We start from the raw sequence: 20,278 nt of genomic DNA, 5'->3' as shown, positions 1-20,278 counted from the left end.
TCAGTGTGAGAATAGAACGATGCTTAAACCAAGTGATAAATGGAGCTGGTATTTTGATAAGCCGTCAGGCCGTCTAATGCTTGACTTAGGCGATAGATATCTATTTCAAACCAATCTTAGTGATAAATTGCTGGTGGACTGCGCTTTCTCTTATAACGACTTCACAGTTGATGACGCGAGTGCCTTTCAGACTTTCAAAGAATGTCTGTCGTCGCTTGATTTGAGTGAATATCGCAGAGATGAGCTGACGCTCTACTGCGTTGCTGCTAAGCGCTTTCATAAGCCAGTCCAACCCAAGAGTTGGTTTTTCCATTCTACAGGTTTGGATTACCAACCCAATGAAGGGGAGCTTGTACAGCTGCAAAATGGCTTGAATCAAGGGCTATTTATCGTTTTGGAAGCAGGGGACAATGCAAGCTTAGTCAGCTGTGTAGAGCTTGAAGGCTTTATGCTAAGCAGTTCAAAGAGCTTAAGTTATGGTGAAGCCATCAAAGTCATGCACGATCGCATGTCTACTGCTGCAAGAATGAATACGCTAATGCCTATGGCGTTAGTCGGATAACCTTTCCTAATTTTCGTTCCTATACATTTTTCATCGGCCTTCTGGCCGATTTTTTTTTGCATTTTCCTATCCAATCCCCCCTCTAATCACCATGCCACCTCGTCTAAATATTGCGACTATGAGAGCCTGTAGTGCAATCAGGTAGACATTTTTCACACATTTTTAGCACGTAAAATGTCCACTTTTGTCGACGAAATATCACCGATAGAGTAATAAATTCCCTCTTTTAAGTGGTTTTGTAATTAAGTTACCGGTATAAATGAAGTCTGGTATAGTCCAATTTTTACGTGAATAAGCATTCACTATCGCAATTTGAACCGAATTTTGGTTTAGGCTTGTTTACGTTTCGTTCATCTCTGCTGAGTTGGTGTAATTAATTCACGACGATAAAACGACCAATTGATACGCTGGCTCATAGGGAGATGAGAAAAGTCCTTGAAATGCGAGGCATGGAGTAGATTTGTCAGGTATAATCAACGCCATTTTTAATAGCTAAAGAACACTATGAACCAATATCTTGCGGTTACCTCAAATGGTCTTGAGAACCTTCTTGCTGAAGAACTAACAAAACTTGGAATTGCAGACGCTAAGCCAGTACAGGCTGGAGTAAGATTTAAAGCCTCTAATGAACAGGTTTATCGTTGCTGTCTATGGAGTAGGTTGGCATCGCGTTTTGTTCGCGTGTTGTCCGAGTTTACCTGTCAAAGTGATATGGACTTGTATTTGGCAACGTCCTCTATCAATTGGGTAAATCAATTCCACAGCACTAAGAAGTTTGTGGTTGATTTCAACGGCACGAACCGTGAGATTCGTAACAGCCAGTACGGTGCGATGAAAGTGAAAGATGGCATCGTAGATTGTTTCGAAAAGAAAAACCTACCACGTCCAAATATCAGCAAAGAGCGTCCAGATGTACGTATCCATGTTCGTCTCCACAAAGACAAAGCGATTCTTGGTGTTGATATGGTCGGGAATGGCTTGCACCAACGTGGCTATCGTCCTGCATCTGGTAAAGCACCACTCCGTGAAACCTTGGCTGCTGCCATCATCCTTCGCTCAGGCTGGACAGAGGAACAACCGCTTTTGGATCCAATGTGTGGTTCAGGTACGTTGTTGATAGAGGCGGCCATGATGGCAGCAAACATGGCGCCTGGCGTAAAACGCGAAAAGTGGGTCTTTGAATCACTTGAAGATTTCGAGCCAGAAGTGTGGGCAGAAATAAAATCAGAAGCAAATGTCATTGCTCGAAGAGGTGTCAAAAAAGTTGGCGCAAGATTCTATGGCTTTGATAATGATGAAAAAGTGCTAAAAATCGCCCAAGATAACGCTCGCAGAGCAGGGGTTGCGGATCTTATCGAATTTAAGTTGGGTGACGCCGCTACAGTGTCACGTCCTCTAGAGTTTGAGAATGGTGTGATTGTTTGTAACCCGCCTTATGGTGAGCGACTTGGTACAGAGCCAGGATTGATTGCACTATACACAGCATTTGGTGGTCAGTTAAAAGCACAGTTTGGTGGTTGTACGGCATCTATTTTTTCCAGTTCCGATGAGCTGCTGAGCTGTCTTCGCATGCGTGCAGAAAAACAGTTTAAACTGAATAACGGTGCGTTACCTTGTCACCAAAAAAACTACACGATCGCACAAAGAAGTGTAGAGCAGATTGAAGGTGCGGATGGCCCGCTTTCTATCGCACCAGACTTTGCTAACCGCCTAAAGAAAAATATCGGTAAGATAGGCAAATGGGCTCAAAAAGAACAGCTCGATTGTTACCGCATCTATGATGCCGACCTGCCAGAATACAATGTGGCGATAGACGTCTATCAAGATCACTTGGTGATTCAAGAATACGCCGCACCGAAAAATATTCCAGAAGAGAAGGCAAAGCGTCGCCTGACGGATATTATTCGTGCTGCGATTCAGGTAACTGGCGTAGAAGCCAACAAAGTTGTGCTGAAGGTTCGTGAGAAACAAAAAGGCCGTAACCAATATCAAAAATTGGGTCAAGTTTCTGAGCGAATGGAAGTCAACGAGTATGGTGCAAAACTGATCGTCAATTTGTACGATTATCTGGATACGGGGTTGTTTCTGGATCATAAGATCACGCGCCGCCGTTTGGGTGAAATGGCAAAAGGAGCCGATTTCCTTAACCTGTTTGCTTATACAGGCAGTGCTACGGTACACGCTGCTCTTGGTGGGGCCCGATCGACAACAACGGTCGACATGTCGAACACCTACCTTGAGTGGGCAAAAGACAACATGTCTGCAAATGGTTGTATCGGACGTCAACATAAGTTTGAGCAGGCAGATTGTTTACAGTGGTTAGAGAAAGCGCAGGGACAGTACGATTTAATTTTTATTGATCCGCCTACGTTTTCAAACTCTAAGCGTATGGAAGACTCGTTTGACGTTCAGCGTGACCATATCAAACTGATGAAAAACTTAAAACGTCTGCTAAGAGAAAACGGTACTATTGTCTTCTCTAACAATAAACGTCATTTCAAAATGGATATGGAAGCGATGGAAGAGCTGGGTTTAGACGCGAGAAACATTTCTTCTCAGACGCTGCCACTCGATTTCTCAAGAAACAAACATATTCATAACTGTTGGGTCGTCACCCACAAGTAATAGGAACAAGGAACGTGATCACCCTATACAGTACCGAAGGATGCCATCTGTGTGAGATGGCTTACGAGTTGTTGGAACAAGCAGGCATTGCTGAACAAGTTCAAGTGACTGATATCGCGTTTGATGACGCGCTATTTTCTCGTTACGGGGTCACGATTCCTGTCTTACATTCTCAAGGGTCAGAGCTTGGCTGGCCCTTTGATCTAGAAAAATTAAAACAATGGTTGGACGATAATGGCATTACTTACCATTCATAATGGTCAACTCGCCTTTGGCGATAATCCTCTACTTGATAAAGCTGATTTTGTACTTCAAGAGCATGAGCGAGTTTGTTTGGTAGGACGCAATGGGGCGGGTAAATCGACCTTAATGAAAGTTCTAGCGGGCGAGGTGATTCTTGATGATGGTAAGCTACAGATCACTCAAGATGTCGTAGTCTCGCGCTTAGAACAAGACCCCCCACGAAACGAACCAGGAACGGTTTACGATTATGTGGCAAGTGGGCTAGCTGAAGTTGGCGAACAATTAAAGATCTATCATGATCTTCTCGATCTTGTTGCTCAAGAGCCAACGGAAAAGAACATTAACCGCTTAGCGAGAGTGCAAGAACAGCTTGATCACGCCAACGCGTGGCGATTTGAAGACCGAGTTAAGCATGTGTTGGCGGCATTAAAGCTGGATGCTGAAACGAAGCTCACCGATCTGTCGGGTGGTTGGCAACGCAAAGCTGCGCTGGCGAAAGCGCTAGTATGTGATCCAGACGTTTTGCTACTAGATGAGCCAACTAACCACCTCGATGTTACGACCATTGAATGGCTAGAAACGTTCCTCAAAGATTTCCGTGGCTCCATCATTTTTATTTCCCACGACCGAGCCTTCATCAAAGCAATGGCAACGCGTATCGTTGACCTTGACCGCGGTAAACTTGCCTCTTTTCCTAGCGATTACGACAACTACCTTATTGAAAAAGATGAAATGCTTCGTGTTGAGGAGATGCAAAACGCAGAGTTTGATAAAAAGCTCGCTCAGGAAGAAGTGTGGATTCGTCAAGGCATCAAAGCGCGCCGCACACGTAACGAAGGTCGTGTTCGGGCACTTAAAAAGCTGCGAGAGGAACGCCAGAGTCGAGTTGACGTGCAAGGTAAAGCCAAAATCCAAATTGATGACGCCGCACGCTCTGGCAAGATCGTCTTTGAAGCAGAAAAACTGCAGTTTTCATTCGATGGGAAGAAAATTGTTGATGATTTCAGTTTTAATATCATGCGTGGCGATCGAATTGCGCTTATTGGCCCTAATGGCTGTGGCAAGAGCACGGTCCTTAAGTTACTGCTGGATCAGCTAAAACCGGAATCTGGCCGTTTGCATTGTGGTACTAAGCTGGAAGTCGCGTACTTTGACCAATATCGAGAGATTTTGGACCCTGAAAAGACGGTCATTGATAACCTAGCGGATGGTAAACAAGAAGTCACCGTGGGTGGGCGAGAACGCCATGCGTTGAGCTATCTTCAGGATTTCCTTTTCTCGCCGAAGCGTGCTCGTACACCCGTCAAAGCACTTTCAGGTGGTGAAAAAAACCGTCTGCTTCTTGCTCGTATCTTCCTAAAACCAAACAATTTATTGATTCTCGACGAACCAACTAACGATTTAGATATCGAAACATTGGAACTTTTAGAAGAATTGCTTGCCAATTATCAAGGTACTTTGCTGCTGGTCAGCCACGACCGACAGTTTGTGGATAATACCGTTACAACAAGTTGGATCTTTGAAGGTGAAGGAAAAATCGAAGAGTTTGTCGGTGGTTATCATGATGCTCAACAGCAGCGCAAACAAGCGATCGAAGCTCGTGAAGTGATGGAAAAATCAGCGCCTAAAGCAAAAGTCGTTGAGGAAACTCCCAAAACTGCGCCAGCTAAGAATACCTCTAAGAAGTTATCATATAAGCTCCAACGAGAACTTGAAGCACTACCTGCCAAGTTAGAACAGTTGGAAGCGGATATTGAAGCGCTTCAAGAGCAAGTAAACTCCGCAGAGTTTTTTGCTCAACCCGTAGAGACAACGCAACCAGTGTTAGAGCAACTTGCCGCACTGGAGCAGGAATTAGAAATTGCTTTCGAGAGATGGGAAGAGCTCGAAGCTATGCAACAGGACAGTTAATAAGTAGATGAATTGCAGTATTAGATTCAAATTAACCACAGTCGCGCTACTCGTTGGTAGCGCTATGAATGCCAACGCCGCCTTGTATAAGGTTGTTGAAGTTGATCCTGCATCGAATGGTAGTAATTCGTCTTATAACGATGCTTTTGGTGTAGCGATCCAAGCCGGTGATGTTGCATCGCCACTGGGGTGCTTTGGAGTGGCATGTAGCGATGCTCAGTTTAAGTTAGCTTTTGAAACAAGAGTGTCGGTTGATGGTGTTAGCTATCGAGAAGAGCTTCCGTTTGCGATGGACGCGACGTTTGGCTATATCCAAGAGTTTGATGACTTTGAGCGTTATTGCTACAACGAGCTTCGTTATTCGACGTGTGAAACGTGGGCATCGATTCACTGGGCACCATGGAGTCGCGAACTCAATGGCAACACGAGTTCTAATTCACTTGCTTATGTTGAAGGAGACGCTTCAGCCTATCTCAATGAGATGAACAATGTTATCAATAGTCTCACGGAATCTGCACAACCTGTTGGCAATCAAAGCATTGCCGGTGAGACGAGAAATCGAGTTGTCGCTCCTATATCTCCTACAGATGTAAGCTCTTTTTATCAATCACGAGCTTGGAAAACCGATGGTACTTACACGGTTGGTAGTATTGCTACGAGTACAACTAATGAAAATGGTTCACACCACACAAGCAAGGCTGCGATTTGGGATGATAATGGTGTTGTAAAGCAGTTAGCTTGGCCCCAAGGCGGTAATAGAGATGGGGAGCGTTTAGCGCAAGGCAGCATGCGTGATGTGGTTGTCGATGCGACAAATAATAAAGTTTATGGTGTTGGTTACAACACTTATGCAGATGACAACTATATCAATGCCAGTGTGTTTGTTGGTACGTTTGACCCTAGCGGTGTATTTGAAAATACTAGTTGGGATACAAAACAAGTCAATGGCGCTCAAATGAAAATTGGGAGCGACGTCATTCACAGTAATTCTGTTGTCACTAACGTAAACAGTAACTTTATCGCTGTTGGTGAGGCAAAGCGCGCTGGTGGTAAGCCTTCTGAAGGTTCAGCGGCCAATCGACTATTCTTGGTAAAGGATATTACAGCAGATAGTGTCTCGGCTACATTTCTACCTCAGCTAGGGGGAATTTTCTTCTCTGGTACTGGCGGCAAAATGGGTGGGATTAACAACTACAATGAAATTGTTGGTCAGCTGGATGCTGAAGATACTCGTGAGATCGACGGCAAGCCGCGTCGTAAACGTGGATTTATTCTGCCATATTACGATGAAAAAACATCTACACCGACTCCTGAGCGCAGGGCGATATTTGGTGATAAAGCTTGGTACTTGGATGATCTGACAAATGGTGGTGAGTTTTCACAGCACAACAACCAATATCGAGTGATCGACGCAACGGATATCAACGATGCAGGTGTGATTTCTGCAACTGCCATTAAGTGTGAAGGTGGCTACGATACAACCGCACACAACTCCTATTGTGGTGAAGGTTCTCAGAAGGAATCGGTTGTAGCCGTTAAGCTAGTTCCTATTGCAGATGCCAAGGCAAGTAACATTGACACACGTCCAGTGGAAAAAGCCTCAGCAGTGCGAAATGGTGCAGGGCTTGGTTGGTTGGCTTTGACACTCATGGGCTTGGTTGGGTTCCGCAGAAAATAGGCTATTTTTTAAACTAAGCACGGCTTCACAGTTTTGGAGCCGTGCTTTTTTTATCGCTTGAGAAATCCCTTCGTTTGGTCAATTCTTAATAGTGGAGTCATAAAAGCTCCACTAAAGTTTCACAGTAGTACGTTAGTTCTAATGGACCTGTATGAGGTAGAAATTATGAAGAGACAAAAGCGTGATCGCCTAGACCGAGCACAATCCCAAGGCTACAAGGCAGGCTTAAACGGTAGATCTCAGGAAGAATGTCCTTATCAACAGATGGACGCTCGTTCGTATTGGTTAGGTGGTTGGCGTGATGCCAGAAGTGACAAACTTTCTGGTCTCTATAAATGATGTCCACATACAACACAGAAGGATTTTAAAGAAGGGCCCACGATGTGGGTCTTTTCTATTGTAGGGCTGAGTAAAACTGAAGGCTCAAGAAAAACGGCCCAAAGGGCCGTCTCATCAAAATAACTGCAAAGAGTGTTACTTAGAATGCTGAGGTATCTTGGAAAAGACCCACTTTTAGATCCTTAGCGACGTAAATCTCTTTACCATCGACAAGAACTCGACCGTCCGCTAATCCCATAACAAGCTTACGATTGACCACTCGTTTCATGTGGATCTCGTAGGTCACTTTTTTCGCTGTAGGGAGGATTTGACCGGTAAACTTCACCTCACCAACACCTAAAGCACGGCCTTTACCTTTGCCGCCTACCCAACCAAGGAAGAAACCAACTAACTGCCACATCGCATCCAAGCCAAGACAACCTGGCATTACAGGGTCACCTGGAAAGTGGCAGTCAAAGAACCATAGATCAGGTTTGATATCGAGCTCAGCAAGGATAAGACCTTTACCAAAATCACCTTCGGTTTCCGACATTTTGGTTACTCGGTCCATCATAAGCATATTTGGAGCTGGTAATTGAGGGTATCCAGGGCCAAATAACTCACCTTGACTTGAGGCTAGAAGATCTTCACGAGTGTATGATTCACGTTTATTCTGCATTGTTTGTAAACTCCAATTTTAGACAGTGGCATGTTAGTGAACAGGTGTACGCTAAACAACTCCGATCAGTACTAGACAAACCAGTTTTTAATCCATTGAACAAAGCCTTGCGGATGATCATGCTTCGCAAAGTTATCGATTCTTTCCGCAATTTTGTTGAGCACGCTATCTTCGTCTTCGCCACAAAACGGCTTATTCATAATGATAGGGATCACGTCTTCAACATCGGATACCGCCCAAATATGAAACTCACCGAGCTTAATACTTTCGACCACTTCTTTATGAAGTGCCAGATGTTTTAAGTTCGTTTCTGGCAAAATAACCCCTTGTTCGCCAGTGAAACCTTGATGCTTACAAACCTGATAGAAGCCTTCAATTTTTTCATTTAGGCCTCCTACGGCTTGTACACGGCCAAATTGGTCCACGGCACCCGTGACCGCGATTTGCTGATTGATAGGATACTCTGATAGGGCGCTGACTAGGCAGCAGAATTCAGCAAGCGACGCACTATCGCCATCCACTTCACTGTAAGATTGTTCGAATACGATAGAAGCAGAATAAGGCAATGGCGCGTCTAGCTGAAGTGCACTGCTGACGAGTGCTTGCATGATCATCATACCCTTTGCGTGAAGATTTCCACCAAGCTCGGCTTTACGTTCAACGTCAGAGATATCACCGTCACCAAAATGGATCACACAAGAAATTCGAGCAGGCTCACCGTAAGAAACCGGGTGACCAGCGACATCAATCACGGTCAGACCGTTAATCTGGCCAATTTGCTCGCCGGTGGTTTCAATGATCACTTGGCCATCAAGGATATCGTCGATAGCGCGTTGGGGGAGATAAGACTCACGGAAATATTTTTCCTCAATGGCCGTATCCATGTGCTCACCGTTGATCTGATAGCCTTGCGATTCAAGAGCTGCCAGAGATAACCATTGATGGAGCCAAATTGGTGAGAGAGGAAGATAATGTTGGTCTTCTGTTTCACGAACGCCGGCAATCAACAAACGGCGTAGTGCATCCTGATCAAAACTGGGGAGATGGTACCGTTCACATATCCATTTAATGTAGCCGACATAGGAATCCAAACTTTCTTCACCAATGTGAAAATCTTCTTCGAGCTCAGTGAACAAAGACATTGATGAGAAGAGGTCAGAATCAAGATACTCAAGATCCGCCAATTGCCCACGGTCACCCGTAATGACCAATTTTATGTCGTAGTGAGTCGGCTCCATGTGCGATGATTGCCACTCGGGTTTTAATGGAGATATGGGTAGGGGTTCGCCTAGTACTGCCGCCTTAATTGCTGGCCAAGAGCCCGGATTCGCAAGCAGCAAATTCGCCGACACTGTGACAATGCCACCACGAGCTTTCGAGAACAATCCGGTAATAATTTCGACATCACCATTAGCACTAAGCTTATAACAGTCAAAGAGATGAGAAGGAGACAGCGTCTCTGTTTTTAATACCACCAGTTCAGGATCAATAGAGCTCAATCCTTCTTCAACCAAACCGCGATAGATAGAGTTATCACAACAATTAATCACCAAGAAACGAGCCAATCCAGAAAGCAGGGTAAAGTGACGGAATGTTGCTAATGCACGCTCTTGTAGCTCAAAATAATGGGTTAACTCAATAGAGTGAAGATTAGCAAAAGACGATTCAAATTGATCGAATTGTGGCGTAACGGCTTGCCAGTTAATTTGGTTCATTGACTTTCTTCATAAACTTTAATTGCAGCGGAGTATATCAGAACCAACAAAATCTGCAGTTAAATCCGGCTAAATGGAGGGTGAGGGAGGAAAAAGTTGATCTCTCTCTATCCTTCGAACACGTTTTGTTGAGAAATGAACCCACCTGGGTTACGCTGTCACCCTAAGCGGCGCCTAGGACATGGAAAAATGAAATATCAACAACTCGAAAACTTGGAATGTGGGTGGAAATGGCAGTATTTGATCAGTAAGTGGAAGGATGGAGAAACCATCACTAAATATATTGATTCGAGTGAAGCTGACCATGCGGTCTCTGAACTAAGAAAGTTAGAACATGAGCCGACCAAAGTCCTCGAGTGGATTGATTTGCACATGGCGGAAGAGTTGGATAAGAAACTCAAACAAGCCATTCGTGCTAAACGCAAACGCCATTTCAATGCAGAGCAGATCCATACAAAGAAAAAATCCATCGATTTAGATTATCGTGTATGGGAAAAGCTATCGACGCGTGCGAATGAATTGGGTTGTACATTGTCCGACGCGATTGAATATTTACTGAGTGAAGCTTCTCGTAGCGAAAAGGCGAGTGCAGCCGTATCGACTCTGAAAGAAGACTTAAGCAAGTTATTATCCGATTAGTGCAGGAGAACACGCATGTTGTATGTCATCATCGTTGCCGCTATCGTTATCTTTTGGCTAGTGGCCATTGACCGCCCAGTTTTGAAGGTTTCTTTTAAAGAAGGGCATATTCATTCAGTCAAAGGGAACTTGCCACCGTCTTTTCGCCATAATTTAATGGAGATTGGTGAGAAGACTCCTTTTGATGGTGAAATGAAAGTTTACAGCTTACGTACTGGTGCAAAGTTGGTGTTCAGCAAACAAGTGCCAAAGAAAGTCCAGCAAAGAATCCGGAACGTATTTCCACACCAAGGATTTAAGTCTAACAAAGGTAAGAAACACGCCTAACAAACATATCAATTGCAGTTACCATTAATCTGTCACGCAGTTGAATCAAATCGATGTATATTATCCGGTCTGAGCACTGTATCGTATTTTCATTTGGAAAAATCATGCGATACAGTGTCACTTTTCTTCTTGCATCTCTCTTATTTTTCTATCCAAATGTAATTTATGCCGATGATTCCACTCGTAACCCGATAGCGCTAAAGCTAAAAAAGTCAGTTCAAAAGAAAGTCGATAAACAACTTGTTCACTATTCGGGCTACTGTGATGTTGTTGTCTACTTTCATCACACTGATAAGCATGCGGTGGTAGAGAAGGTTAATGGGACGGGGGATGCCAAAATATGTCGCTTTGCGAAGCAAACAATCAAAGTCGGCAGTAAATTTCGCTATAAGGTACCAGAACGAATGATTGTCATTCACATCTCGAGCTAATTAATAATTGATTGAAAACATGGTGTGTTGTGAACGTTTACTACTCGATGTGATGTTCAAGAACGATTATCGTCAGTGACTTATAGTGACAGAGTAGGCAATTTCAAGATTAAATAATGGAAGCAATATCACTTTTGTTTCTCATTTTTGGTCTCTATGGAATACACTAAAACTAGTGATAAATCTTTAAAGGGATACAGATTTGCTACTCGCCAACAGACGGTATACACAAGAAGCGATTGAAACAGCGGAACAAGTGGCAAATGAGGTTAATGTTAGACATGCCAAATGGTTAGTGAGTATGAAATACATTCTCGATCAGTCTAACGTTGATAACCTACTTAGTTTACAAGGTCGCTATTGCGAAGACGTTATTTTTTCTGAAGATGAGCGTATTACTCGCAATCAACGCATTTTATTAGAATGTGAACAGGCTAAAGTGGTTGAGCGGCGTGAACAGGTAAAAGCAAGGCAAAATACCCATAAACGCGTCGTTGTGGATGTTACCCGTCATGCTGAGTACTTAATGGTTGAAAAACTGCTCAACACATCCATAGACAAATTGTTCAATGGCATTCCTAACTTTGATCATCTCGCTTCGTTTGCTTACTCCCCATCCTTGAGCTTTTCCAAGTTAAGTACTTTGACGACCTTGAGTCATCAGCTTAGTTCCAGCATTTTAGATCTGGTTACGAATCCTAAGTTCTGTGAGCGTATAGGGAAATCATCAAAAAGCGTAACCGATGCCAAGATTGCAATAGGGCAGATGGGCATAGAAAATTGCCGTTTACTTTTCCCTGTTCTGATGGCTAGGCCGATGCTCAAATGGTCCGATGCGAACACCAAGTTGATTGCTCCTAAAATGTGGCAACATATGATAGTTACCGCAAATGTAACCAGAATGCGCTTACAAGATGCAAACTTCAAAGAACCTGATGCTGGCATTTTAATAGGTGTACTGAGAACGGTTGGTCAGTTTCTCGCATCAAACCATTTTACGCATACATTTGAAGATGCTTTAGTTGAGATGATGCTCAAATACCGTGAGCAAGATATGCGTGAAGAGTATTACGCTTGCGCTGAGGTGGTCGCCAATATGTCTTTTTTACCCAAAATCATTTTCGAACTTGAGGGACAGCTTGCCAAACGAGTTTTGGAGTCTATGGATTGGCCAGCAAATGCGATGTTTATTAAAAATGCAGTGATGGAAGATATCGATAAAGTGCCAGTTGAGGAAAGAAGTATTGCAGGGGCTGCATTAGCGCAAGGCCGAGCATTCTCAATCTATGATGGATTACAGCACAGCAATGCATTTGTAGAAAAGCACAAACCATATTGGTTTGCTCAAGTGCAAATGCCCGGAACATCGCTCAAAGATATTCAAGCGAGAATGCCAGGACGCTTAACACTGTCTATGTAAGTTGGTTATAGCTTCACGCAATCCGCATTGAGTGATTCAGTAAATGCATGATGGGCTCAGTTTAAGCGGAATTTCAATAGCTTGTGGTGGCTTGGCTATGTGGATTGGTAGCCCTACGGAAGCACTGGCTCAGTGCGCATTATGTATATTATGTTAAATAAAGAACAACGCTAAGCTCATGAAATTTCGATACTCGCCCCTTTGCTTTTATTTTCGGTGTTAAGTATGCAATTAAACATAAGTGCTATTTACCATAAAATACCTAATATAGAACCTTATAATCAAAGATTTAAGGTTCTATATTAGTAGACCATTAAAGCTTCTATCGCATTTGCTAACTCTTGTTTCCGAACCGGTTTGGCGACAAAATTATCCATACCCACGCTCAAGCACTTCTGCTTGTCGCTAGCCAGTGCGTGTGCGGTTAACGCAATGATGGGTACTTCGAACCCGTTTTTTCTCAGGATTTTTGTTGCAGTCAAGCCATCCATTATTGGCATTGAAACATCCATAAAGACAACGTCGAGTGTTTCGGTGTTCGATTCGATAAATTCGATCGCTTCACTGCCGTTATTGGCAATAAAAACGTTGTGACCAAGTTTGTTTAAAAGCAACTGGATAACCATCTGATTTGATTGCGTATCTTCAACTACGAGGACATTCAGTGCGCAACTTTGTTTTCGTACATCTGAAATCAGGCTACGTCGGATCAGTTTTCTGCTTTTTACTGGAATTTGTACCGTGAATGTCGAACCTCTACCATAGACGCTCGATACGTAGACTTGGCCTCTCATTAACTCGACAAGATGCTTTGTGATGGCCAAACCGAGGCCAGTTCCCCCAAATTTTCGCGTAATGGAACTGTCCGCTTGCTTAAACGCGGTAAATAAAGATGGTAGCTTATCTTTTTCGATTCCAATACCGGTGTCTTTTACCTGAATGTTTAAGTTGTCGCTTTCAAGTTCAACGAGTACATGAATGGTGCCTTTCTGTGTAAACTTTATGGCGTTGCCTACAAGGTTAAATAATACTTGCGACAGGCGGCTTGGATCGAGCCAATAGTGGCGGTTGGAGTCTAGACAAATGTCTAGATCAAGCTTTAGCCCTTTTGAAAGTGCGGAGTGCTGTTGCTGTGAAATTACAAAAGATACAGTGTCACTTATGTTAATCCATTGCTCTGATAGGGAGAACTCGCCTGATTCAATCCTTGAAAGATCAAGAATATCGCTGATAATGGTTAGTAATAACTCAGCAGAGTTTTCCATTTGAGAGAGCATATTATTGTGCCCAAACGACAGCTCTGATTGCTTAAGTACGTCTAACATTCCAAGTACTGAGTTCAGTGGCGTCCTTAACTCGTGACTCATCATAGCAAGAAACTCGGATTTCGCTCGGTTCGCTCTTTCAGACTCCTCTCTCGCTAACGCGAGCTCTCGCGTTCTTAATTCGACGATACGTTGTAACTTTTCTTTATTTTCAATGTCAATAACGGCACGTTCAATAAGGGGAAGAAAGCGTTTTAACGTTTCCTTTGATTCAATACTAAACTGCCCTTTTTTACTGCCGATCAATAAGATAACTGATTGAGTGACTTGTGCGTTTATACCGGTCAGTAAGACTGAGTTGATATGGCTTTTGACGAAACTGTTGAGTTTTTCAAACTCAGTCAATGCAATCGGTTCAAAGAGTAATATACATTCACCATTGAGTACCCTATTGAACTTGGATCCGTCACTCCATTCGGTGTCATTGAAAACCTGATTTGTGGTGAGCAGTGTTTTAAAATTTTCCTGACGACTGTGCCGTGTAATCACGACAAAATCATCAAAATCAATGTACTTATTGAGAACGCGATGAAGGCCTAAAAATATTTCATGTGTATTTTTTGCTTCACTCATTGCAGAAATTGCGCTGAGGATCGCGCTGTTCTCTCCAGCTAAGCGTTTCTCAATTTCTCTGCTTTTTTTTAGCTCCACCAATGCGTCGTGTAGAGCCTCTTTTTCAAACGTTGTCATATGATTTATCACCAACAGGCGAATGAAAGATTGCGGACGAAATCATCAGATTACCATGTCCATTCTCCCCTCCAACAAACCTACCCTGCTCTCCGAATGTGAAAGGACAAATGAACGGCCGGTCATCGAGTTCTTCCATCAGTTGATTAAGTACTCTGTCTATGTCTTGCTGTAGATGAATCATGGGACCTGCACAAAAGATGTTTATAACCCCAATTTTTTGTGAGTCTTCAAGCTTTTGCCAAAAGGCAGCGTTGATCACTTTGGCTGCACGGCTGATAAGTTGATCTTTACAGCCTTGCATTAAGAAAATTTGTTCACCCTCTTCAATACTTGAAAAGAGTTCAATGCCTTGATTTTCTGTCTCTCTAACTGGGTGAGACAGAATAAAATATGGGTAGTCATACAGCTGTCCGGCGATTCTTCCTAGAGGATACGCTGTTGCGATATCGAAAATTAGCTGATTCCTTTCACTTTCATCAAGATGGATTTTAGTCCAATCTCGATAGACTTGACTCGCTGGTAGGTTGTCAATTTCTAGAATCTCTCGTCCTCTAACTTTGGTTACCGTACCTGTTAATTCAGTCGGTGTATGGCCAGCGCTGAAGGCGGTGAAAATTGACTGAGACGAAAAAAAGACGGTTAAGCTAACCCCTTGTTTAGAAGTTCCCTGGTTGGTAAAAATTGACCAGTTCCCTTCTACTTGGTTATCTGCAGCACTTCCACCGATAATAGGAACTAACGTACCAAATTTTTCATCAATTGCTTTGATGATAGACTCTTCGTGCCCCGGAGTGGCGTGCAACAAGATGAGACTTGGTACTTCACCGATTCTATCTGCGTTTTTAAGTGCCATGTTTAGCGTATAAAACATGGTTGCGGTGATGTCGCATTCTGCTGTGTTGATATGGGATATTCCCGTTCCATATGCATTGCTGCCACTATCATAGATTGCGAATACACCGATAACTGGCCCACTATGGTAGCCCTTATCGGTCATAATTGCTCGGCAGGAGCTAGAACCATGAATGGGAATGCCTGGAAAATGCGTTTGGAACGATTCTCTAAGCCGCTCACAAGAATACTCTTCAGTGTAATAACAAATGAGCATCGCTAAGTGCTCATGAACAATTTGCTCTTTGAGTTCTATAACGGCTAAATTTTCGTGAGTTATGTGGCTAAATACTGATTGACAAAGCATCGTGAGTTATAGGTTTTTGTAACTAAGACTACTTTATACCAATAGTCAGGCTAGTCGATAATGTTTTGGTTCTAAAAATCGTCATATTGCGGAAACAACGTGTACCAAGTCATATTTATAGAATAATGATGGCAACAAGTTCATTCGTCCTATTAAAGATCCTAATGTTTTGTTTCGACTCCTTCACATCGCTAATGGTTAAGTTCGAAACGAATTTTGATGTAGCGCCTTGATCTAGATCAATTTTAAAAGTGTCCATTTTATCGGTTTGGATCTGTATTTGCCCGTTAATGCGGTAAAAAGTAATTTTCTCACCTTCAAGTGTTAACTCACATCGAGATTTTTGTGAACAGTCAATGGTTTTTACTGGCTGATAACTCAATGATCTCCATATAAACGCGGCGACTAATATCGTTAGCGTGATTATTATTTGTGCAAGCCTCGCCTTTGTTAACTTTTGTGCCGGCATTTTTTCAGTTTTCCTTGTTACAAACTTCAAAGTTTTAAAATAAAAGATGATTTCCAGAGCTTCTGTAAGGTTACTACTCTGTCATTGAATTGTTAATTCAAGTATAGTGTGCCACTGAAAATGCCACTTTTTATTAAAGTCGGCAAGAGTAATAACGTGATGATATCACAGTATTTCTTGAGTTGATTTGGGTGGCATTACGACGCAAGTCGTGTTGGAAGTAAAGTGTAGTTAATTAGAAATTGGAAGCATGCAAATGAGCCAAGAAAAGCAGCTTGAACAAAACTACAACTATACAGTCGTTCGTCAGTTTACCCTTGTGACCATTTTATGGGGTATTGTCGGTATGGCTGTTGGTGTTTTGATTGCCGCTCAATTAGTATGGCCACAGCTCAACTTTGATACGCCGTGGTTGACGTACAGTCGTTTACGTCCCCTGCATACTAACGCGGTTATTTTCGCGTTTGGTACCAGTGCCCTGTTCGCAACGTCTTACTACGTTGTACAGCGTACTTGTCAAACTCGTCTATTTGGTGGTCCTCTCGTCGCCTTCACCTTCTGGGGTTGGCAAGCAATTATTCTCGCCGCTGCAATCACCCTACCTCTAGGTTTTACCTCTGGTAAGGAGTATGCAGAGTTAGAATGGCCTATCGATATTGCAATCGCGGTTGTGTGGGTTTCATATGCGGTTGTGTTCTTTGGAACTTTGGTTAAACGTAACACGTCCCACATCTATGTGGCGAACTGGTTCTTCGGTGCCTTCATCATTACGGTGGCTGTTTTACATATTGTAAACAGCATGGCTATCCCGGTATCGCTAGGTAAATCTTACTCAATTTACTCTGGCGCTGTTGATGCGATGGTTCAATGGTGGTATGGCCACAATGCGGTAGGTTTCCTTCTAACAGCGGGTTTCTTGGGTATGATGTATTATTTCGTACCGAAACAAGCTGAGCGCCCTGTTTATTCATACCGCTTATCGATCGTTCACTTCTGGGCACTAGTGTCTCTGTATATCTGGGCTGGTCCTCACCACCTACACTACACGGCGCTTCCAGATTGGACTCAGTCTCTAGGCATGGTGATGTCTTTGGTTCTGTTCGCTCCATCATGGGGCGGTATGATCAACGGTATTATGACTCTATCCGGTGCTTGGCATAAGCTTCGCTACGACCCTATCCTGCGTTTCTTGATCGTTTCACTTTCGTTCTACGGCATGTCGACTTTCGAAGGCCCTATGATGTCGATTAAGACAGTAAACGCATTGTCACACTATACAGACTGGACCGTAGGTCACGTTCACTCTGGTGCGTTGGGTTGGGTTGCAATGGTGTCAATTGGTTCGGTTTACCACTTGATCCCTCGCCTATTTAACCAAGAGCGCATGTACTCAGTAAGCCTAATCAATGTTCACTTCTGGTTGGCGACTATTGGTACAGTACTGTACATCGTTGCAATGTGGATCTCTGGTGTAATGCAGGGTCTGATGTGGCGTGCAGTTAACTCAGACGGTACGCTAACTTACAGTTTCGTAGAGTCTGTTGAAGCATCTTATCCATTCTATTTTGTTCGTTTCTTAGGTGGTTTTATCTTCCTATCGGGTATGTTCTTAATGGCATACAACACGTACAAAACAGTAACAGCACCTAAGCAAAGCTTGAAAGCTATTGCTCAACCGGCATAAGGAGATTTAAAGAATGAGTTCTAATTCTAATAATCGCCACGAAATCATTGAACGCAATGTCGGTTTGTTGGCTATCTTAATCGTTTTTGCAATCAGTTGGGGTGCTCTCGTAGAAATCACACCACTGATTTTCCAAAAGCAAACAACAGAGCCGGTAGAAAATTTACGTGCTTACTCTGCGTTGGAAATGGAAGGTCGCGATATTTACATTCGTGAAGGCTGCAACGTTTGTCACAGCCAAATGATCCGCCCTTTCCGCTCGGAAACAGAACGTTATGGTCATTACTCAGTCGCTGGTGAAAGCGTTTGGGAACATCCTTTCCTTTGGGGTTCTAAGCGTACTGGTCCTGATTTGGCACGTGTTGGTGGTCGTTACTCAGATGAGTGGCATCGCGTTCACTTGTTAGACCCTCGTGAGCTAGTACCAGAATCAAATATGCCTGGTTTCCCATGGCTTGCTGAAAATGTACTTGATGGCAAATTGACCCAGAAGAAGTTGGAAGTGTTCCGTAATCAGTTCGGTGTTCCATACACGGATGAACAGATTGCTAATGCGGCCAAAGATGTAGAAGGAAAGACAGAGATGGACGCCATCATCGCTTACCTTCAATCTCTCGGTCATGCGATGAAATAAGGGGGCAATGATGGATTTCGGTACAATTCACAGTGTTTATACCGTTGTACTTTTCGCCAGTTTTATAGGCATTGTAGCTTGGGCTTACAGCAAAAAACGCAAAGCGAGTTTTGACGAAGCGGCTAACCTTGTTTTTGCTGACGAAGAGAAATCTAGCCCAACTAAACAAGGAGTGACGAAGTAATGACTACATTCTGGAGTCTCTGGATTATTGTGATTACTGTCGGTACGCTTGTTGGCTGTGCTGTACTTCTTTACTGGTGCGCTAAAGATAAAATGGGCGTCGAAGAAGGTGCAGACATGGGCCACGAGTACGACGGTATTCGCGAGTTAAATAACCCACTACCGAAATGGTGGACTTACTTGTTCGTAGGTACATTTATTTTTGCAGCGGTATACCTAACCCTTTTCCCTGGTTTGGGTAACTTTAAGGGAGTTTTGGGCTGGCAGAGTTCTGCTCAAACAGTTCGTACAGTTGAGGAGTCTAAGCTGGCAGTTGCTAATGCTCAATCGAACAAGCAACTGAACCAATACGCCAAAGAGTTGGATGATGCGGATGCCTACTTTGGTGAAGCGTTCCGTCGTTTAGCGTTTGACGAAAATGGCCTCCGTCCTATTCCAGCGATCGCAACAGATGATGAAGCGATCAAAGTTGGTCAACGACTGTTTTTACAGAACTGTTCGCAGTGTCATGGTTCTGACGCTCGTGGTCTGAAAGGTTTCCCTAACCTAACAGATACAGCCTGGCTCTACGGCGGTGAGCCGCAAGCTATCGTAACGACAATCATGCATGGCCGTATCGGTCAGATGCCTGCGTGGAAAGATGCACTTGGCGAACAAGGTGTTCAAGAAGTGGTGAGTTATACGCTAAGCCTTTCTGGTCGTAAAGTGAACGCACGTGAAGCTGAAGCTGGCAAAGCCCGTTTCGTTGTTTGTGCAGCATGTCACGGCACTGATGGTAAGGGTAACCCTGCTGTTGGTGCGCCAGATTTAACCGACAATGATTGGTTGTTTGGTGATTCTCGTGCGGATGTCACTGAAACAGTAATGAACGGCCGTTCTGGTGTGATGCCAGCCTGGAAAGATATTCTAGGAGAAGACAAAGTTCAACTCGTTGCCGCTTATGTTTGGAGTCTAAGCAACAGCGAGAATAATAAGTAACATTTCAATAACAGCCCCTTTTTAAGGGGCTGTCTTTCCTTTAAATTAAAGCCCTTATCTTTCATTTAGTTGTTGAGAACTTTTTTATGGTAAAGCCTTGGTATAAACAGTTTTGGCCGTGGTTTCTGATCATTTTGCCACTGACAGTGGTAGTGTGGACGGTCGTAACAGTGGTGATATTTTCACAAAACTCAGTCTCTCTCGTTGCTGAGGATTACTATAAAAAAGGAAAAGGGATCAACATCGATATTAGCAAGCTTAATGTTGCGAAGGAACTAGGCCTAAATGCCGCCGTCTCTTCAGATAACAATGTCATTATTATTGAGTTCAACAAAGGTGCACTGCCTCATTTTCCCGCGTTGACGGCGACATTTACGCATCGCACACTGCCCGACCGAGATTTTACACAGTTACTCACGGCGGATGCCAAAGGTGTCTATCGTTTATCACTAGAGCACCAAATGGAAGGCCCTTGGTTTATTGAACTGCAACCACATGATCAAAAATGGCTAGTTCAAGGCCGTGTGACTTTCCCTTCTTCTGCAACTGTTTTGATGAACTAAGAC

The 20,278-nt window shown here is 43.5% G+C and carries 19 protein-coding genes and 1 pseudogene; 16 read left to right on the top strand and 4 right to left on the bottom strand.

Annotated features, from left to right (window positions below; all coding sequences use genetic code 11):
* The first annotated feature begins 19 nt into the window (after positions 1 to 19).
* The 6 genes from FC652_RS12390 (at position 20) to rmf (ending at position 7,358) form a co-directional block, all read left to right on the top strand.
* Positions 20 to 562 carry a cell division protein ZapC gene (locus tag FC652_RS12390; RefSeq protein WP_039553641.1) on the top strand — a complete coding sequence of 181 codons (543 nt, stop codon included), beginning with the start codon at positions 20 to 22 and terminating at the stop codon, positions 560 to 562.
* A 504-nt stretch (positions 563 to 1,066) separates the two neighbouring features.
* Positions 1,067 to 3,187 carry a bifunctional 23S rRNA (guanine(2069)-N(7))-methyltransferase RlmK/23S rRNA (guanine(2445)-N(2))-methyltransferase RlmL gene (gene rlmKL, locus FC652_RS12385; protein ID WP_176298817.1) on the top strand — a complete coding sequence of 707 codons (2,121 nt, stop codon included), beginning with the start codon at positions 1,067 to 1,069 and terminating at the stop codon, positions 3,185 to 3,187.
* 14 nt (positions 3,188 to 3,201) lie between these two features.
* Positions 3,202 to 3,444, top strand: a complete 243-nt coding sequence (locus FC652_RS12380; protein WP_176298816.1) for a glutaredoxin family protein — start codon at positions 3,202 to 3,204, stop codon at positions 3,442 to 3,444.
* The gene (locus FC652_RS12375) at positions 3,422 to 5,341 is read left to right on the top strand and encodes an ABC transporter ATP-binding protein (protein ID WP_176298815.1); all 1,920 of its coding nucleotides are present in this window, start codon (positions 3,422 to 3,424) and stop codon (positions 5,339 to 5,341) included. The genes FC652_RS12380 and FC652_RS12375 overlap by 23 nt, the downstream gene beginning before the upstream one ends.
* A gap of 7 nt (positions 5,342 to 5,348) precedes the next feature.
* A complete protein-coding gene (locus FC652_RS12370) occupies positions 5,349 to 7,019 on the top strand; it encodes a DUF3466 family protein (RefSeq protein ID WP_176298814.1) in 1,671 nt (556 codons plus the stop codon).
* Between the two features lie 165 nt (positions 7,020 to 7,184).
* The gene (gene rmf, locus FC652_RS12365; RefSeq protein WP_176298813.1) at positions 7,185 to 7,358 is read left to right on the top strand and encodes a ribosome modulation factor; all 174 of its coding nucleotides are present in this window, start codon (positions 7,185 to 7,187) and stop codon (positions 7,356 to 7,358) included.
* Between the two features lie 139 nt (positions 7,359 to 7,497).
* On the opposite strand, the gene fabA is transcribed toward rmf, so the two are convergent.
* A complete protein-coding gene (gene fabA / locus FC652_RS12360; protein ID WP_011080474.1) occupies positions 7,498 to 8,016 on the bottom strand; it encodes a bifunctional 3-hydroxydecanoyl-ACP dehydratase/trans-2-decenoyl-ACP isomerase in 519 nt (172 codons plus the stop codon).
* A gap of 71 nt (positions 8,017 to 8,087) precedes the next feature.
* A complete protein-coding gene (locus tag FC652_RS12355; RefSeq protein WP_176298812.1) occupies positions 8,088 to 9,731 on the bottom strand; it encodes a Lon protease family protein in 1,644 nt (547 codons plus the stop codon).
* Positions 9,732 to 9,920: 189 nt separating this feature from the next.
* Here FC652_RS12355 and matP point away from each other — a divergent pair, with 189 nt between their 5' ends.
* From matP to FC652_RS12330, 5 genes and pseudogenes are all read left to right on the top strand, one after another.
* On the top strand, positions 9,921 to 10,370 hold the full coding sequence (gene matP, locus FC652_RS12350; protein ID WP_176298811.1) for a macrodomain Ter protein MatP: 450 nt from the start codon (positions 9,921 to 9,923) through the stop codon (positions 10,368 to 10,370).
* 15 nt (positions 10,371 to 10,385) lie between these two features.
* A complete protein-coding gene (locus FC652_RS12345; protein ID WP_176298810.1) occupies positions 10,386 to 10,697 on the top strand; it encodes a DUF3634 family protein in 312 nt (103 codons plus the stop codon).
* A 104-nt stretch (positions 10,698 to 10,801) separates the two neighbouring features.
* A complete protein-coding gene (locus FC652_RS12340; protein WP_176298809.1) occupies positions 10,802 to 11,128 on the top strand; it encodes a hypothetical protein in 327 nt (108 codons plus the stop codon).
* A gap of 202 nt (positions 11,129 to 11,330) precedes the next feature.
* On the top strand, positions 11,331 to 12,548 hold the full coding sequence (locus FC652_RS12335) for an HDOD domain-containing protein (protein WP_176298808.1): 1,218 nt from the start codon (positions 11,331 to 11,333) through the stop codon (positions 12,546 to 12,548).
* Between the two features lie 49 nt (positions 12,549 to 12,597).
* A pseudogene (locus FC652_RS12330) lies at positions 12,598 to 12,705 on the top strand (DUF3693 domain-containing protein); the annotation flags it as partial.
* A gap of 145 nt (positions 12,706 to 12,850) precedes the next feature.
* On the opposite strand, the gene FC652_RS12325 reads toward FC652_RS12330, so the two are convergent.
* Together FC652_RS12325 and FC652_RS12320 are read right to left on the bottom strand one after the other, a co-directional pair.
* Positions 12,851 to 14,578: an ATP-binding protein gene (locus FC652_RS12325; protein WP_176298806.1), complete on the bottom strand. Its 1,728-nt coding sequence runs from the start codon at positions 14,576 to 14,578 to the stop codon at positions 12,851 to 12,853.
* The gene (locus FC652_RS12320) at positions 14,550 to 15,764 is read right to left on the bottom strand and encodes an FIST signal transduction protein (RefSeq protein ID WP_176298805.1); all 1,215 of its coding nucleotides are present in this window, start codon (positions 15,762 to 15,764) and stop codon (positions 14,550 to 14,552) included. Before FC652_RS12320 ends, FC652_RS12325 begins: the two co-directional genes overlap by 29 nt.
* Before the next feature lie 725 nt (positions 15,765 to 16,489).
* Here FC652_RS12320 and ccoN point away from each other — a divergent pair.
* The 5 genes from ccoN (at position 16,490) to FC652_RS12295 (ending at position 20,275) form a co-directional block, all read left to right on the top strand.
* Positions 16,490 to 17,917 carry a cytochrome-c oxidase, cbb3-type subunit I gene (gene ccoN / locus FC652_RS12315; RefSeq protein ID WP_176298804.1) on the top strand — a complete coding sequence of 476 codons (1,428 nt, stop codon included), beginning with the start codon at positions 16,490 to 16,492 and terminating at the stop codon, positions 17,915 to 17,917.
* 13 nt (positions 17,918 to 17,930) lie between these two features.
* On the top strand, positions 17,931 to 18,551 hold the full coding sequence (gene ccoO / locus FC652_RS12310; RefSeq protein WP_176298803.1) for a cytochrome-c oxidase, cbb3-type subunit II: 621 nt from the start codon (positions 17,931 to 17,933) through the stop codon (positions 18,549 to 18,551).
* A 10-nt stretch (positions 18,552 to 18,561) separates the two neighbouring features.
* On the top strand, positions 18,562 to 18,735 hold the full coding sequence (locus tag FC652_RS12305; RefSeq protein WP_176298802.1) for a cbb3-type cytochrome c oxidase subunit 3: 174 nt from the start codon (positions 18,562 to 18,564) through the stop codon (positions 18,733 to 18,735).
* Positions 18,735 to 19,712, top strand: coding sequence for a cytochrome-c oxidase, cbb3-type subunit III (gene ccoP / locus FC652_RS12300; protein WP_176298801.1), 978 nt, complete (start codon positions 18,735 to 18,737; stop codon positions 19,710 to 19,712). The genes FC652_RS12305 and ccoP overlap by 1 nt, the downstream gene beginning before the upstream one ends.
* An 86-nt stretch (positions 19,713 to 19,798) precedes the next feature.
* The gene (locus tag FC652_RS12295; RefSeq protein ID WP_176298800.1) at positions 19,799 to 20,275 is read left to right on the top strand and encodes a FixH family protein; all 477 of its coding nucleotides are present in this window, start codon (positions 19,799 to 19,801) and stop codon (positions 20,273 to 20,275) included.
* The last annotated feature ends 3 nt before the right edge of the window (positions 20,276 to 20,278 follow it).

The sequence above is a fragment of the Vibrio sp. 05-20-BW147 genome, assembly GCF_013369385.1.
In the GTDB taxonomy this organism is placed as follows: Bacteria; Pseudomonadota; Gammaproteobacteria; order Enterobacterales; family Vibrionaceae; genus Vibrio; species Vibrio floridensis.
The sequence above is the reverse complement of the archived record's forward strand: the minus strand, read 5'-3'. Positions and strand labels throughout refer to the sequence as shown.

Coding starts and splice junctions, on each gene's coding strand:
- FC652_RS12355 (WP_176298812.1), bottom strand. CDS start 9,731: ATGAACCAAATTAACTGGCAAGCCGTTACGCCACAATTCGATCAATTT.
- ccoN (WP_176298804.1), top strand. CDS start 16,490: ATGAGCCAAGAAAAGCAGCTTGAACAAAACTACAACTATACAGTCGTT.
- FC652_RS12345 (WP_176298810.1), top strand. CDS start 10,386: ATGTTGTATGTCATCATCGTTGCCGCTATCGTTATCTTTTGGCTAGTG.
- FC652_RS12320 (WP_176298805.1), bottom strand. CDS start 15,764: ATGCTTTGTCAATCAGTATTTAGCCACATAACTCACGAAAATTTAGCC.
- rlmKL (WP_176298817.1), top strand. CDS start 1,067: ATGAACCAATATCTTGCGGTTACCTCAAATGGTCTTGAGAACCTTCTT.
- matP (WP_176298811.1), top strand. CDS start 9,921: ATGAAATATCAACAACTCGAAAACTTGGAATGTGGGTGGAAATGGCAG.
- FC652_RS12340 (WP_176298809.1), top strand. CDS start 10,802: ATGCGATACAGTGTCACTTTTCTTCTTGCATCTCTCTTATTTTTCTAT.
- FC652_RS12370 (WP_176298814.1), top strand. CDS start 5,349: ATGAATTGCAGTATTAGATTCAAATTAACCACAGTCGCGCTACTCGTT.
- FC652_RS12390 (WP_039553641.1), top strand. CDS start 20: ATGCTTAAACCAAGTGATAAATGGAGCTGGTATTTTGATAAGCCGTCA.
- FC652_RS12295 (WP_176298800.1), top strand. CDS start 19,799: ATGGTAAAGCCTTGGTATAAACAGTTTTGGCCGTGGTTTCTGATCATT.
- ccoP (WP_176298801.1), top strand. CDS start 18,735: ATGACTACATTCTGGAGTCTCTGGATTATTGTGATTACTGTCGGTACG.
- FC652_RS12305 (WP_176298802.1), top strand. CDS start 18,562: ATGGATTTCGGTACAATTCACAGTGTTTATACCGTTGTACTTTTCGCC.
- ccoO (WP_176298803.1), top strand. CDS start 17,931: ATGAGTTCTAATTCTAATAATCGCCACGAAATCATTGAACGCAATGTC.
- fabA (WP_011080474.1), bottom strand. CDS start 8,016: ATGCAGAATAAACGTGAATCATACACTCGTGAAGATCTTCTAGCCTCA.
- rmf (WP_176298813.1), top strand. CDS start 7,185: ATGAAGAGACAAAAGCGTGATCGCCTAGACCGAGCACAATCCCAAGGC.
- FC652_RS12375 (WP_176298815.1), top strand. CDS start 3,422: ATGGCATTACTTACCATTCATAATGGTCAACTCGCCTTTGGCGATAAT.